The sequence below is a fragment of the Gordonia sp. AC31 genome (assembly GCF_031844505.1).
In the GTDB taxonomy this organism is placed as follows: Bacteria; Actinomycetota; Actinomycetes; order Mycobacteriales; family Mycobacteriaceae; genus Gordonia; species Gordonia hongkongensis.
On sequence record NZ_JAUZVK010000014.1, the window covers coordinates 78,280 to 92,517 of the forward strand.

A 14,238-nucleotide genomic window follows, 5' to 3' on the forward strand; every position below is an offset into this window, starting at 1 on the left:
GGTAACGATTGTCATTTGCGTGAAGGTTGTCGATGAAGAAATCCCTGCTGGCCACGGCCGGTGTGCTGTCCGCCGCCGCCCTGGTGTTGTCCGCCTGCTCCAGCGACTCCGGCGGGACCGACGGCCCCCCGACCGTGGTCGCGTCCACGAACGTCTGGGGTTCGGTGGCGGCCGCGGTCGCCGGCGACAACGCCGAGGTGACCGCGCTGTACACCAACGCCGACGGTGATCCGCACGAGTTCGAGCCCTCGGCAGCGGACACCGCGACGATCGCCGATGCCGACATCCTCGTCTTCAACGGCGGCCACTACGACTCCTACATGGAGGAGGCGGCGGCCAACTCGGACGCGACGGCGGTCGACGCCTACGCCCTGCTCGGGAGCGACGAGCATGCCGACGAGGCCGGTGGCGATCACGGCGACGAGCACGCGTCCGGCGATCACTCCGACGGTGATCACTCCGACGGGGCCCACGACCACGCGCACGGCGACCAGAACGAGCACGTCTTCTACGACCTCCCCGTCGTCGCCCAGGTGGCCGACAAGGTCGCCGACGCGCTGGCCGAGAAGGACCCGGACAACGCGGAGACCTACCGCGCCAACGCCGAGACCTTGACCACCGGCATCGACGGTCTGCGCGCGAAGCTCACCACCATCCGGGAACAGCACGCCGACACCGAGGTCGCCCAGACCGAGCCGCTCGCGGGCTTCATGCTGACCGAGGCCGGGCTCGTCGACATCGCACCGGCCGGTTTCACCCAGGCCGTCGAGGAGGGCCAGTCACCCGCGGCCGCCGACCGTGCGGCACTGCAGGACATCCTGGCCGACCGTCGGGCGAAGGTGCTGATCTACAACACCCAGGCCGTGGACCCGGTGACACAGGCCATGCTCGACGTCGCGCGCTCCGCGGGCGTCCCGGTCGTGGAGTTCACCGAGACCCTGCCCGACGGCGTCACCGACTACGTCGTGTGGCAGGGCGCCCAGATCGACGCCCTGACCGCGGCGCTGGGTTCCGGCTCCAATTGACCGGGGCAGGCGACTCGACCGGAGCAGGCAAGGGCAGGCCGGTCGTGGAGTTCACCGGCGCCCGGCTCGCGTTCGGCGACCGGGTTCTCTGGGACGACCTCGACCTGACGATCGAATCCGGTGAGTTCGTCGCGGTCCTCGGGCCCAACGGCTCCGGCAAGACGTCGTTCCTGCGGGTTCTGTTGCACCAGTACGCGCTCGACCGCGGCACCGTGACCACCACCGACGCCGTGGGCTACATCCCCCAGCAGCACGCCGAGGACGACGCCGACCCGATGGCCATCCGCGGCCGGGACCTCGTCGGGTTCGGTGTCGACGGCGGCCGCTGGGGTGTCGGACTCCGGGGCCGGGCACGACGCCGCGCACTCGTCGACACCGCGCTCGGTTCGGTGGACGCCCTGCCATACGCCGACGCCCCGCTGGGCGTCCTGTCCGGCGGCGAGCAGCAACGGCTACGCGTCGCCCAGGCGGTGGTGAGCGATCCCGCGCTGCTGCTCTGCGACGAGCCGCTCGCCAGTCTCGATCCGACCAATCAACAGGTGGTCGTGGACCTCATCGATCGCCGGCGCCGGGACGCCGGGACGGCCGTCGTGTTCGTGACCCACGAGATCAACCCGATCCTGCCCTTTGTCGACCGGGTCCTGTACCTCGTCGACGGCCGGTTCCGCATCGGCGAGCCGCATGAGGTGATGACGACGGAGACGCTGAGCGAGCTGTACGGCAGCGATGTCGAGGTGCTGCGCGTCAACGGCCGTCTGGTCGTGATCGGCGGCGAGGACGCCCACCACTGCGCCGCCGACAGCGAACCGGGTGTCGCGAGGCGAGGCGGTCCGGCGTGAGCGTCACCCACCTCTCCGTCGACCGCTCGTTGAGCGACCTCTGGGATTTCTCCACCACCATCGACCTGCTCGGTTACGACTTCATGCAGCAGGCACTGCTCGCGATGGTGCTGCTCGGTCTCCTGGGCGGCCTGCTGGGCCCGCTCATCGTCGCCCGGCAGATGTCCTTCGCGGTGCACGGCGCCAGCGAACTGTCGGTGACCGGTGCCGCGGCGGCCCTGCTGATCGGGTTCAGCGTGAACCTCGGCGGCGTCATCGGCGCGGTCATCGCCGCGGCGGTCTTCGGTTTCCTCGGCAACAAGGCGCGGGAGCGCGACTCGGTGATCGGCGTCGTGATGGCGTTCGGCCTCGGCATCGGGGTCCTGTTCCTGGCCTTGTACGGCCGGATCGGGACCGGCTTCGCGTTGCTGACCGGTCAGGTCGTGAGCGTGGGCATCAACGGCCTGGTCGCGATCGCCATCACCACGGGCATCGTCGTCGTCGTGCTGGCCGTCATCTACCGGCCACTGCTGTTCGCCTCCACCGATCCCCGCGTCGCGCAGGCGCGGGGGGTACCCATCCGCACCCTGTCGGTGGTGTTCGCGATCATCATGGGCCTGGCGGCCGCGCAGGGCGTGCAGATCATCGGCGCGCTGCTGGTGATGTCGCTGATGATCACCCCGGGCGCCGCCGCCGCCCGCGTCACGTCGAATCCGACGCGCACGCTGGTGCTGTCGGTCGTGTTCGCCGAGGTCGCGGCGGTCGGCGGGTTGCTGATGTCGCTCGCTCCCAAGCTGCCCGTGTCGGTCTTCGTCACGATCATCTCGTTCGCGATCTACGTCGTGTGCCGGATCATCGGCAACCGCCGCGTGCATCGCACGCGCTGATCCGACAGAACACAACCACCGCCGGGCCGCCTCGCTCGCACCGCAGTACTTGTCATTCCTCGGCGAAACCGGGGTTGCAGCCGGCGCCGACCATGTCCTCCTCGGCGACGACCGGCCGGCCGGGTTCGAGGTTCCAGCTGGGCTTCTCGGGTTCGACGATGCGGGCGAACCGCCAGTGGCAATCGAACTGGGCCTGCATCCCGGGGGTGTCGGCGGTGGGGTCGAGAGCGACGACCTCCGCCCACGCGGCGGCCATCGCGCCGGGGTCGGTGGTGTAGCGCCCGGAATTCGTGGGGAACACCGAGAGGCTCGGACCGACCGCGGTGTCGGTCCACTCGGTCCGCTCGATGTACGGCGGGCGGTAGACGATCGTCGGCGCGCTCTCGGTGGGCGAGTACGGGCCCGATGAATACGGGGTGGGCGACGGGCTCGTCGTGCTCGAGCCGGTCGTGCTCGGACCCAGTGCTCCGGGGTCGACCGCGTCTGTCCCGCACGCGGACAGGACCGCGGCGACGGCCAGCGCGCCGGCCGCGGCGCGCCACCGCCGCCGCCCTCCGTCGGCCTCTCCCGCACCCGCCCTGCGCAACCCCGTCGACATACCGACACCCTAGGTGACGGGTAGCCTGCACCTTGTGGTCCGCCGGCGCACGCAGAAGCGGGCGGTCGGGTTGTTCGTCACCGCGATCGCCGTCGTCGTGCTGTGCCTCGCGGGGTGTGCGCGCACCCCCGATCCGGGACCTCCCCAGGTCACCCAGTCGCATCGGGCCTCGACCACTCCCACCGGCCTAATGCTCGACGGGAAACCCTGGTGGCCAGCGGGGTTCAACGCCTATCAGCTCAGCACCGACTGGTCGGTCAACCGCGGCTGCGGCGCCCAGGTCGAGGTCGACGGGTACTTCGACAGACTCCCGCCCCGTGCGCTGACCCGATTCAACCTGTACTCGGTCTTCGCCGTCGACAAGCGCAGCGGGCTCATCGATTTCGGGCCGATCGACCGGGTCTTCCGGGCCGCGGCCCGGCATCACCAGATGGTCCTGCCGGTCCTCACCGGAGGCTCGGGCGACTGTGAGGACGAGCGGTTCAAGGAGCGCGACTTCTACGTCGACGGTTGGCAGAGCCAGGAGATCGTCGGCGGGCTGACGTACGCGGAGTGGGTCGAGATCGCGGTGACCCGCTGGCACGACGAGCCGTCGATCGCCGGCTGGGAACTCGTCGGGGAGCCCGAGGCGAGCGAATGCGGTCCGGCCTCGTGCGACTGGGAGGCGCGAACGTGTCCCGACGATGCGACGGCCGTGTTGCGCTCGTTCTTCGACCGCGCCGGCGCCCATCTCCGGGCCTACGACGCCGACCGGCCGATCTTCTCGGGAGTGGTGGGCGGCGACCAGTGCGGCCTCGCGGGCGCGGGTTATGCCGAGGTCCTGGGCTCGGCCGGCGTGGACGTGCTCGACTTCCACGACTACCGCTCCGATGTCGACCCCGAATCGGGGCCCGCGGGCAGCAATCTGCGCGCACGACTGGCACAGGCCCGCGAGCTCGGAAAACCGCTGGTGGTCAACGAGATCGGGATACATGCCGGCTCATGTGGCTCGATCGCGAATCGGGCCGCGCAGTTCGAGACCATCGTCGCGCGCCATCGCGACGCCGGGGTCGCCGGCGCGCTGCTGTGGTCCTTCGTCCCGGACCCGCGCGGTGCGCAGTGCACGTACGACATCGGGCTCGATGACCCGGCCTGGAATGTGGTGCGCGAGAACTCCTCCTGACCACCTGCGATGGCCCGCGCGAGCTCACACCAGCTGATACAGCCGCCAGTCCGGCAGATCCGCGCCCTGGTTGCGCGCCTCGAGGACGAGAACCCCGATCTGGGCGCCGTTCTCGTAGATGGTCGGATACCGCTGGTTGACCGCGTCGGAGAGTCCCCGACCTTCCGGTGGGACGGTGAGGAAGTAGCGCACACCGCCGCCGACCGGGTCGTTGAGCAGCTGCGCGAAGTCGCGATCCGACGGGATGACGAACTGGCGCGGCCGCTCGGACTGGACCACCACCGCGAAGCCGTACACGGTGTCGCACAACACCGCGCCGTCGGGCAGGTCCAGACCGTCGAGATACTGCGCCAGCGCCCGCTCGGTGGAGAACGACCGCACGATGCGCTGCTCGCCGAGGTACTTCTGGTCCACCGAGTCCGGGCGCGGATCGACCACCGATCCGAGCGCGAACTCCTGGGGCGCGTACTTGGGTGACGTCATCCCGGCGGCGGTGACCGGGATCGCGGTGGCGACCACGACGATCACGATCGTCGCGGCGATCTTGTTACTCCAACGCGAGGCATAGGGGCGGGCCGGCAGAATGTCCGAATGCCTGCCCTCGCGACGCATCGGAACCTGCTCCCGCAGGGGCACAGACAACAGCGCGATGACGGCGGCGAGCAGGACCACGGTCATGTAGAGCCGAAGAAAGCCGAACGTCGAACCGCGTGAGTAACCGAAGACCTGAAACGCCAGCACGGCCACGATCAACAGTGCGGGCAACATCGCCGCAAGCCGATGACGTCGGGCACGGACCCCGATGACTCCGAGAATGAGTATCGGAAGCAGTGGCGCGAGGATGAAGATCTCGGTGAGGGAGAACCCGATCGCATCCCCGGTCGTCGACGACCCGCTACCGCCGGACTGCGCGATGATCGCGGCGTTGCCGTACTCAGAGGTGAACTGCGCGAACGCGTCACCCGTGATGAGCCAGCCCGCCGCCGCCCAGGCGAGGAAGGCCAGTGCGCTGGGCGCCACCACCAGGGTGATGGCGAGGAGCGTGCGCGACACCCGTTTTCGGCGGTCGCGACGTGTGTAGGTCACCCAGCCGACCACGAAGGCCGCGGCCAATGCGGCGGCACCGCCGTCGTAGCGGGTGAGATAGGACAGGCCGAGCGCGATCCCGGCCACCACGAGCTCGTGGACGTCGTCTGAGGAGACCCACCGGATCAGACGACGGGTGGCCCAGGCCAAGAAGAAGAGGTACGGCGCCTCGCTCATCCCGTTCGCGGCATAGAGGACGATCATCGGATTGATCGCGTAGAAGGTCGTGAAAGTGCCTGCCACGAGAGGACGCAGGCCCTGGTCGCGCGCGATCCCCGACGCCTGCACCACCGATCCGGCCATGAACGCCGACGACATGATCACCGCCGAGAGCGCCTGCGTCGTCATCTCCGGGATCCACGGGGTGAGCGCGGTCAGCGGCAGCTGGACGATGGCGGTCAGCGGGGTGAAGATGAATCCGATCGCCGCGAGATGCGGTGTCCGACTGAACAGCACGCTCTGTGCCGACTGCACCCTCGACAGCGCGTCGCCGAAGAACAGCTGCACCTCGCTGACGAGGTAGACCCCGATGACGAGGTACGGGATCCACGTCGCGAGGAAGATCAGCACCGAGGCCGGGACACGGCGGGTCACGTCGTCTCCTGCCCGTCGGGATCGGTGTCCGGTGAACTGCTCGTCGACAGACCGTGAAAGGTCTTCTCCCAGTAGGACGGATTGACCAGGATCTGCCACATGCCCTTGATGGCGGCGACACTCATCATCAGCCAGTACAGCGGGATGAGAAGGGCCGAACCGAGCAGTTCGCTGCGATCGTCCTCGCGGATCGCGACGAGGTTCATGTACAGCGCCGCCCCGTTGCCCAGCAGCAGCGAGATCAGCGACAGGTAGTAGATGGGTCCGGGGAACAGCTCGGCGACGACCGGTGGCTGTCCGCCGATCCACAGCGCCAGGATCAGCCAGAACACCATGTTCAGGCAGGCGATCACCGGGGTCCCGGCGATCAGCAGCGTGAAGCGCACGAACGCGACGGGCCCGAGGATGTGCCAGAGCTTGACCGGGTGCCGCATGTGGACGAGCCACGTCTGCATGTAGCCCTTGTACCAACGGGAGCGCTGGCGGACCCAGTTGATGGCATCGACATTGGCCTCTTCCATCGTGACCGAGTCGAGCACCAGGGTGCGGTATCCGTGGTCGGCGATCCGGACCCCGAGGTCGGCGTCCTCGGTCACGTTGTAGGGGTCCCAGGCGCCGATCGTGTCGAGGACATCGCGCCGGAAGTGATTCGACGTGCCGCCCAACGGGATCGGCGCTCGACTGACCATCATGCCCGGCAGCAGGAAGCCGAACCAGATGCCGTAGTCGGCCGTGAACCACTCGGTCAGCATGTTGTCGCGCACGTTGTGGAAGCTGAGCTTGCCCTGCACGCAGACCACCGAGTCGTCGCCGGAGTTGTTCAGCACGTACACCGCCCGACGCAGCTGCAACGGGTCCGGTTTGTCCTCGGCGTCGAAGATGGTGACGATGTCGCCGGTGGCGAAGTGCATGCCGTAGTTGCAGGCCTTCGGTTTGGTCCGCGGCTGCGCCGGGGGTGTCAGGACGACCGTGACGATCCCGTTCTCCTCCACCCCGCGCGCCGCCTCGATCGTCGGCTCGTCGTCCTCTTCCAACAGCAGCAGGACCTGGAGCTTGTCCCGTGGGTACTCGATCGTCTCCATCGCGGCCACCAGTTGACCCACCACCTCCGGCTCGCCGTAGGCCGGGACGAACACGGTGTAGGCGGGCAACTCGTCGTCGGGGATGGACCGGGCGTCCTCGTCGGAGACGCGGATGGCACCGTTGACCAGTCCCCGCCGGAAGATCACCAGGCGGTCGGCGAGGGTCACCACGTATCCGATCGTGGCGATCGAGACCAGGGTCGCGCAGGTCCCGACCGGTTCGATCACCATCGCGACGGCGATGATGCCGAGCAGCGTGAACCCGATGATCTTCTGAATCCGGCTGAAGGCCACCGAGGCCGACATGTCCTCGTCGGCGTTGCGGAGACGGTTCACGGCGTCTTCGAGGGCCTGCGCCCGGTAGCCCGGGTCGGCGAGCAGTTCGGCCACCGGACGCGTCGGTCTGGTGCTGCGCGCGACCCCCGGCTTGTAGGCGGCTGCGGCGTGCCCGGGGCCGGCCTTGTCGATGCTCATGCACCGGCCCCCCGAGCGGCCCCGAGCTGGGCCCGGATGAGCTCCCCGGCCAAGCCGATGAGCAGGGCCTCGTCCTTGAGTTGCGGGTCGGTGTCCAGCAGGACCGAGTTGCCCCGCAGCAGGATCGTCATCAGCGAGTTCATGTTCGCGAGGATGGTGATCCGCGGCTCCGGGAAGTAGGCCTCGGGCTCGTGGTTGTCGACTGCCCACAGCATGACCTGCTGGGTCCGGTTGCCGTTGTTCCATCGCCAGGACAACGCCGTGTAGGTGAGGTAGCGCTCGTCGTCGACGACACTCCACACCCGACCCCGGACCCCGTTCGACAGGTCCACCTCGATCGGAAGGCTCGTGCGTTCGCTGGACAGGTCGTAGCGGAAGATGTCCGGGTAGACGTCGAGGACGAGTGGCCGCCTGCTGTCGACGCTGTCGACGACCACCCGCCGGGGACGCGCGAACTTGTCGTAGGCGCGGTTGCCGCGGGTCTGCACCAGGACCTGGCGGATCAGCACGGACCCCGGCCCGTAGAGGCGTGACACCCACCCGTAGACACCCAGGGACTCCTGCCGCCAGCCGACCGGGACCACGAGCGGCTCACCGATACCGAGCTGCGGATAGCGATTGCTCTGGTAGTTGCTACCCACCGGCGGGGTGGGGCACAGCGCCAGCAGGACCGCCACGAGCAGCACCACCAGACCCGGCCGGCCCACGAACGGGACTTTCGGCGGACTGATCCGGCCGGCCTCGGGCGGCGACCACTGCCGGCCGCCGCGCCGCCGATAGTCGACCAGCATGTAGGCCGACGTCGCGAGGGCCGCGATCAGGCCCGGATAGGGCACGACGATGTTCCGGGGCGCGCCGAGCGCGTCGAGCACGAACAGCGCGACCAGGCCCACCGCACCGGCCAGCAGCGCCGCGACCAATTTTCGGCGCCAGGTCCGACCCACCGCGATCGCGGTCGCGGCGACGGCCATCAGCACCACCACGAAACCGGCGGCGAGCGACGTCCCACCCATGATCAGCACGACGGCGCGGACCGGCGGCGGGAAGATGAGCACCAACAGCAGCCACACCCACCGGTAGCGGGCGACCGGACGCAGCCCGAAGAGCAGAACCGCGGCGCCGAAGACGAACAACCACAGGGCGAGCAGATCCATGTGGGTGGTGAGGTACGCGCGCGCATAGCGCGGGTTGACCAGATACTTCATCGCCAGCGCGAGGATCAGCACCACGATGCCGACGATGACGTCGGTCTGCCGGTCGTAGATCGGCAGTTCGTCGACGGTGCGCCACGACACCCCGATGACGGCGATCAGCGCGAGGACGACCAGCACCGGGACGTAGAGGATGAGCGTCTGCGCCATCAACTCGTCGACGATCGCGACGATCGTGTTCCAGAACCCCAGGGCCGTGCACCCGATCAGGAACAGCCACCGGGCCGCCACCAGCCACTCCGGGTGATCGACAAAAGCGGGGTGCGGCGTCTCGGGCTTGCGGCGCGTGACGACGCCGACGAGCGTGGCGACCGCACTCGTCGCACCGGCCGACCCCGGATCCGGGGTCGACGGTTCCGGGTTCTGGGCCGTGGTCGTCGCGGGAGCCTCGGGCACGCCGGTCAGCTCTCGGCGGTCCGTTGCCGTCGACGGCGCAGGATGAGGGTCGCCGCGACGGCCGCCACCACGACGATGCCGACCCCGACGACCGCGAACGCCACCCAGGAGGTGTCGCCGGTCGACGATTCCGGCTGCTGCGCGTCGTCATCGACCACGAGGACGGGCTCCTGGCCGGACACCTGCAACAAGGCGTCGCCGTTCAGCGACGGCCAGCGATCGGGATCGGCGGCCAGCCAGTCGAGCAGGGCGTCGAGATCAGCGGCGTCGTTCGTCGACGTCGCGACCAGCACCGACCGGCCGGCATCACGGGCCACCTGCAGCGAACCGAAGCGCACGGTCGGCGACAGCAGCACCTCGGCGCGCCGGCCGTCCGGATTGAGCACCGAGACCGTGCCGCCGTCGGCGGTCACCGGCAGCGACAGCTCGGGCAATCCCTGGCCGTCCGCGGCGATGACGACCGCGGGGGCCGAGGCCGACATGGCGTCGTCGAGCGGTACGACGTCGACTCCGAGACGCACCGCCGACAGTCGCTGCAGGCCCGACATCAGTGCCACCGCGCGGGCGACGTCGGCGACGTCACCGCGGGTCCAGGCCAACGAGTTCCGCGGCATCAACGCCTGCGGCAACGATGCGAACCCGGATGGTGTCGGCGGGTCGGCGACCTCGGATCGCACCTCACCGGAGGAGTCCAGGCTCAGCGAACTCCGCACTCCCGCGCCACACTGCTCGCCGACGTCGCCGTGGTTGTAGGTGACGGTGACCTCGGTGAAACGCGTCAGCAGGTCGGCGGGGATGTCGACCCAGGAGTTGTAGCTGCCGGAGGAGTCGGCGGGCCAGGAGGCGATGACCCGGTCCCCGACGGACACCGCGATCTGGCCGCCCATCGGGGTGTAGGTGCCCTTCAGCTGGATTCGCACGTTCTGAGACGGCCGTCCCAGGCGCGTCTGGTCGACCCCGAACGAGATGGTCGGCCAGCCGGTCGCCGAGACGCGCTGATCCCCCACGCCCAGTTCGGCGAGCGTGGTGACCTCCGGCGCGAGTTGCGGTGCGGCAAAAGGCGGTCCGGCCACGGCCGCAGAACTGACGGCGATCGACGAGAGATCAGAGGTGAGGAACTCGACCTGGGTCTCCAGGTCGTCCTCGCTGCCGCCGATCCGCAAAACCGGCCAGCCTGCACCCGGCCCCAGGCTGAGTCCGTCGGGCAGGGCCGAGTTGATGACGATCTGCCGTTCGAGCGGTTCGATCTCCTCGTCGGGTGCGGCATCACCGCGCGGCAGCGAGTCCGTCTCGATCTCCACTGTCGCCGCACCGTAATTCGCGATCACGGCGGTCGCGAGCGACACGGCCGCAGCGCCCTCGGCGGGCCGCACGTCGTCGGGGACGAAGATGGTCAGCTTGCGCAGAACCGGCGGCAGGAACTCGGCGACGCTGTTCGGCGCGGCTTCTCGGCCGCCGTATGTGACGGTCGCGTTCTGGATGCGCAACCCCGAATCGGGGTCGAACAGACACGATCCGGCCGTGCGCAGATAGGTCCGCAGGACGATGTCGGCGGCGTTGCGTTCGACCCGCACGCCGCGTAGCGACAGCGAGATCGGCGAATTCACAGCCGGATTGATCGGCGTCCGCGAGATCAGCCGGCCTTCCTGCAGGACGTCGATGTTGCCGCCGGTGACGAAAGCGGGATACTGCGTGACGCCGCGCAATTCGGTGAGGGCGAGATCCGGCGGTATCGCGAGGGACAGACTCACCTCGCCCTGCTGTCCCGGGAACGCGATGGTCGGCGACGAACCGAGATCGCGAAGGTTCAGCGGCGCAGGCGGATCCCCCGGCGCCGCCTGCGCGGCCGGTGTCGACGGCGCCCCGATCGAGGCGATGCCGGCCAACAGCAGGCCCACCAGCAACAACGCCGGCCCACGCACGGCTACGTCGACAACGCGACTCGCCGCGGGTTTTCCAGGACACGTGCATTCGCCACCCTTCGAGTGACCCCCGTCCCGACCCTTAACGCCCCGAAGAGAACCTATCCCACGACACGGCTCGGCACATATTTTCACGCGATCGGACCGGTGGGCCGCCCGGTGCGAGTCATCCGTGCCATCTCGATTCGCCAACGATGCCCCGAACCGGCACCCGACTCTGCGACCATGTCCTGCAGGTCGACACGTCCGGCGAGATTCGAGGGAGCGCGATGCGACAGGTTCACGCCGGCGAACGCGTCGACGGCGGCGTCTACGTGGACATCGCCGACGCGACGATCTGGCACTTCACCGCCGGCGAGTCATACGGCCCGCCGATGGTCCTGCTCCACGGGCTGTTCGCGTCGGCGTCGACGTGGGGAACGCAGATCCCCGCCTTCCTCGACGCCGGTCAGCAGGTGTTCGTACCCGAACGGCCCGGTCACGGTCACAGTCCCGACCTCCCCGGCGAGTTCCACCTCGACCGGATCGTGGCACGCACGATCGTCTATCTCGAGACCGTCGTGCGCCGGCCTGCCAATCTGGTGGGATGGGCCGACGGCGGCACCGTCGCCCTGCTCGTCGCCCGGGACCGCCCGGACCTCGTCCATCGGCTGGTGTTCGTCGGCGGATACCTGAACCGTGCCGGCCGGATGGCCGACGAGTTCATCTCCCGGGTGTCTCGCCGCGACCCGGTGACGATGGACTACCTGCGCATCTACTACGACACCACGTCACCGGACGGGCCCGAGCATTTCGAGACGGTCTTCGACAAGGCGGTCCGGATGCTCGCCGCCGAACCGGAGTGCGAGGTAAGCGAATTCACCGGCGTCGAGGTACCGACGCTGGTGGTGGTCGGCGATCGCGGGCTCGTCCGCCTCGAGCACGCGCTCGAGCTGTCGCGGACGCTGCCGTCGGCCCGGCTGGCCGTGATCCCGGGCACCCACATCCTGCCGGTCGAATCGCCCGAGCTGTTCAACCCGCTCGTCCTGTCGTTCCTGGCCGCCGACCCCCCGTCGGTCTGGGAGTTCGGCTGACCCCCCTCCCCGACCGAAAGCACGACCTGCCCCTGCTCCCTGATCCGAGAGAACGACATACCCATTGCCCCCTGAGGTGTGAGGAGCGTCAGCGATTGCCCCTTTGCTCCCTGAGGTGTGAGGAGCGTCAGCGATTGCCCCTTTGCTCCCTGAGGTGTGAGGAGCGTGAGCGACGAGCCACGAAGGGCCTGGTGAGACACGTTGCGAAGCCCTTCGTGGCTCGCTTCGCTCGCACCTCAGGGAGCAGAGATGTGGATGCTGAGGAGTGTTCTCTCGTTGTGCACGACGGCCGCCTAGGCCGACGAATGCACCCGGTACCACGCCTGGCGCCGCAGGCTGTCCGGGTCGGCCTCGACGTGGTCGGGGTCGTCGAGGACGAGGACCTTGCGGTCGGCGGTGGTGTAGGCGGGCCAGCCGAAACCGGGGTCGCCGGTGCGGGCGAACCCGCCCCAGCGGGTCTGGACGTTCTTGGTGACCCGGCCGGTGGCGGGCCAGTCGGCAAGGGCGAGACCGGCACCCATCGGGGCCCGGTAGGCACCGAACACGCTGAACAGCTCGGTGGCGTGCGTGGCCCCGAAGCCCGTGGCCTCGAGCACCTTCGTCTGGTAGTCGTAGCGGTACACGTAGGTCGGGGCGACGGCGCTGTGCCCGTCGGCGAAGGCGCTCATCGGTGCCCAGAAGATCGAGTCGCCGGCCAGCCGGATGCGATCGCGGTCCCCGTCCTCGTAGTGCGAGGCGATCTCGCGCCGGACCTCCTCGTCCTCGACGCGCATCAGGGTGCGTTCGGCGTCGGGCAGGACGTTCCAGAGTTTGGCGAACAGCTTGCCCTCGTCGCGGTTGCTGCCGATCACGAGCGGCACCGGCTGCGTGAGCCCACCCGCGGCGGCGGCGAGCGGCGACCGCGGCAGCAGGTCGCCGTCGACGACGGGCGCGAACGGGATCGCACCACCGGCGGTCTTGGTGGCGAATCGCATCAGCCGGTTCCCCGCCGCCAGCAGCAACGCCGGGTTGGGCGAGGTGAGCAGACGCTGGGCGTGGACCGTGTCGACCGGCGGCTCGTCCCGTTCGAGAGAGGTCGCCCGACGTTGCGGGTCGCGCAACAGCCGGACGAACTCGTCCGCGTAGATCTTCGCCGCGTCCTGCTCGACGATCAGTTCCGGGGCGGGACTCTGCGCGATGGCCTGGTGATAGAGACCGGTCGTCGACGGGGCGGACAGCAGCGAGAGCACCGACGACCCGCCGGCGCTCTCGCCGAAGATCGTGACGTTCTCCGCGTCGCCGCCGAACGCCTCGATGTTGTCCTGGACCCACTGCAGGGCCGCGATCTGGTCACGCAGTCCGACGTTGGAGTCGAACGGACGATCCTCGGTGGCGAACTGACCGAGGTCGAGGAAGCCGAACGGACCGAACCGGTACTGGATGGTGACGACGACGACGTCCTGGGCACGCGCGAGGAAGGCGCCGTCGTAGAGCGGGGTGGCGGCCGTGCCGAGGATGAACGCACCGCCGTGGATGAACACCATCACCGGTCGCGGCGTCGAGGACACCACATCCGGCGAGTAGACGTTCAGCGTGAGGCAGTCCTCAGCCATCGGCGCGAACTTGCCCGGTGCGATGGCCGTGAACCGCTTCTCCTGGATGGCCGCTTTGGCCACCTTGGTGCAGTCGCGGACGCCGGGCCAGTCGTGGGCGGGCTCCGGTGCACGGAACCGGCGATGGGCCACCGGCGGTGCCGCGAACGGGATGCCTCGCCAGCTGATGGTCCCCTTGCGCAGCCGCTTCCCCCGGGCGCCCTCGACCACGCCGTTACGGGTGGTCACCTTACTGTCGAGTACTGCCATACCCACCACCGTAGACGAAACGACGAGTTCGTCTACCCGCCGCCGCACACACACCGATCGGGCGGTCCC

General features: G+C 69.1%; 11 protein-coding genes. 5 read left to right on the forward strand and 6 right to left on the reverse strand.

The annotated features are described in order from the left end of the window. Positions 1-32 precede the first annotated feature (32 nt). From Q9R39_RS16995 to Q9R39_RS17005, 3 genes are read left to right on the forward strand one after another with little or no spacing between them, the layout of a single operon-like run. Positions 33-1,025 carry a metal ABC transporter solute-binding protein, Zn/Mn family gene (locus Q9R39_RS16995; RefSeq protein ID WP_058252626.1) on the forward strand — a complete coding sequence of 331 codons (993 nt, stop codon included), beginning with the start codon at positions 33-35 and terminating at the stop codon, positions 1,023-1,025. After that, complete coding sequence (locus tag Q9R39_RS17000) at positions 1,022-1,864, forward strand: metal ABC transporter ATP-binding protein (protein ID WP_058252625.1); 843 nt, start codon at positions 1,022-1,024, stop codon at positions 1,862-1,864. Before Q9R39_RS16995 ends, Q9R39_RS17000 begins: the two co-directional genes overlap by 4 nt. After that, positions 1,861-2,730 (forward strand): metal ABC transporter permease, encoded by an 870-nt coding sequence (locus tag Q9R39_RS17005; protein WP_058252624.1) that lies wholly within the window; start codon positions 1,861-1,863, stop codon positions 2,728-2,730. The genes Q9R39_RS17000 and Q9R39_RS17005 overlap by 4 nt, the downstream gene beginning before the upstream one ends. Positions 2,731-2,782: 52 nt before the next feature. Here the strand turns inward: Q9R39_RS17005 and Q9R39_RS17010 are convergent, their stop codons facing one another. Further along, positions 2,783-3,328, reverse strand: a complete 546-nt coding sequence (locus Q9R39_RS17010; RefSeq protein ID WP_058252623.1) for a DUF2599 domain-containing protein — start codon at positions 3,326-3,328, stop codon at positions 2,783-2,785. Positions 3,329-3,341: 13 nt separating this feature from the next. Here Q9R39_RS17010 and Q9R39_RS17015 point away from each other — a divergent pair, with 13 nt between their 5' ends. After that, positions 3,342-4,490 carry a beta-mannosidase gene (locus tag Q9R39_RS17015; RefSeq protein ID WP_082652958.1) on the forward strand — a complete coding sequence of 383 codons (1,149 nt, stop codon included), beginning with the start codon at positions 3,342-3,344 and terminating at the stop codon, positions 4,488-4,490. Positions 4,491-4,514: 24 nt separating this feature from the next. On the opposite strand, the gene Q9R39_RS17020 is transcribed toward Q9R39_RS17015, so the two are convergent. The 4 genes from Q9R39_RS17020 to Q9R39_RS17035 are packed head-to-tail and all read right to left on the reverse strand — an operon-like array spanning position 4,515 to position 11,255. After that, a complete protein-coding gene (locus tag Q9R39_RS17020) occupies positions 4,515-6,170 on the reverse strand; it encodes a glycosyltransferase family 39 protein (protein ID WP_058252622.1) in 1,656 nt (551 codons plus the stop codon). Next, positions 6,167-7,726 carry a glycosyltransferase gene (locus Q9R39_RS17025; RefSeq protein ID WP_311277849.1) on the reverse strand — a complete coding sequence of 520 codons (1,560 nt, stop codon included), beginning with the start codon at positions 7,724-7,726 and terminating at the stop codon, positions 6,167-6,169. The genes Q9R39_RS17020 and Q9R39_RS17025 overlap by 4 nt, the downstream gene beginning before the upstream one ends. Beyond that, positions 7,723-9,333 carry a hypothetical protein gene (locus Q9R39_RS17030; protein WP_058252620.1) on the reverse strand — a complete coding sequence of 537 codons (1,611 nt, stop codon included), beginning with the start codon at positions 9,331-9,333 and terminating at the stop codon, positions 7,723-7,725. Before Q9R39_RS17030 ends, Q9R39_RS17025 begins: the two co-directional genes overlap by 4 nt. A 5-nt stretch (positions 9,334-9,338) precedes the next feature. Continuing rightward, the gene (locus Q9R39_RS17035) at positions 9,339-11,255 is read right to left on the reverse strand and encodes an LPXTG cell wall anchor domain-containing protein (RefSeq protein ID WP_311277850.1); all 1,917 of its coding nucleotides are present in this window, start codon (positions 11,253-11,255) and stop codon (positions 9,339-9,341) included. Positions 11,256-11,524: 269 nt separating this feature from the next. Here Q9R39_RS17035 and Q9R39_RS17040 point away from each other — a divergent pair, with 269 nt between their 5' ends. Beyond that, a complete protein-coding gene (locus tag Q9R39_RS17040; RefSeq protein WP_311277851.1) occupies positions 11,525-12,328 on the forward strand; it encodes an alpha/beta hydrolase in 804 nt (267 codons plus the stop codon). 293 nt (positions 12,329-12,621) lie between these two features. Here Q9R39_RS17040 and Q9R39_RS17045 read toward each other — a convergent pair whose 3' ends face one another. Continuing rightward, positions 12,622-14,169, reverse strand: coding sequence for a carboxylesterase/lipase family protein (locus Q9R39_RS17045; protein ID WP_311277852.1), 1,548 nt, complete (start codon positions 14,167-14,169; stop codon positions 12,622-12,624). Positions 14,170-14,238: the final 69 nt, after the last annotated feature.

Coding starts and splice junctions, on each gene's coding strand:
- Q9R39_RS16995 (WP_058252626.1), top strand. CDS start 33: ATGAAGAAATCCCTGCTGGCCACGGCCGGTGTGCTGTCCGCCGCCGCC.
- Q9R39_RS17045 (WP_311277852.1), bottom strand. CDS start 14,169: ATGGCAGTACTCGACAGTAAGGTGACCACCCGTAACGGCGTGGTCGAG.
- Q9R39_RS17025 (WP_311277849.1), bottom strand. CDS start 7,726: ATGAGCATCGACAAGGCCGGCCCCGGGCACGCCGCAGCCGCCTACAAG.
- Q9R39_RS17040 (WP_311277851.1), top strand. CDS start 11,525: ATGCGACAGGTTCACGCCGGCGAACGCGTCGACGGCGGCGTCTACGTG.
- Q9R39_RS17010 (WP_058252623.1), bottom strand. CDS start 3,328: ATGTCGACGGGGTTGCGCAGGGCGGGTGCGGGAGAGGCCGACGGAGGG.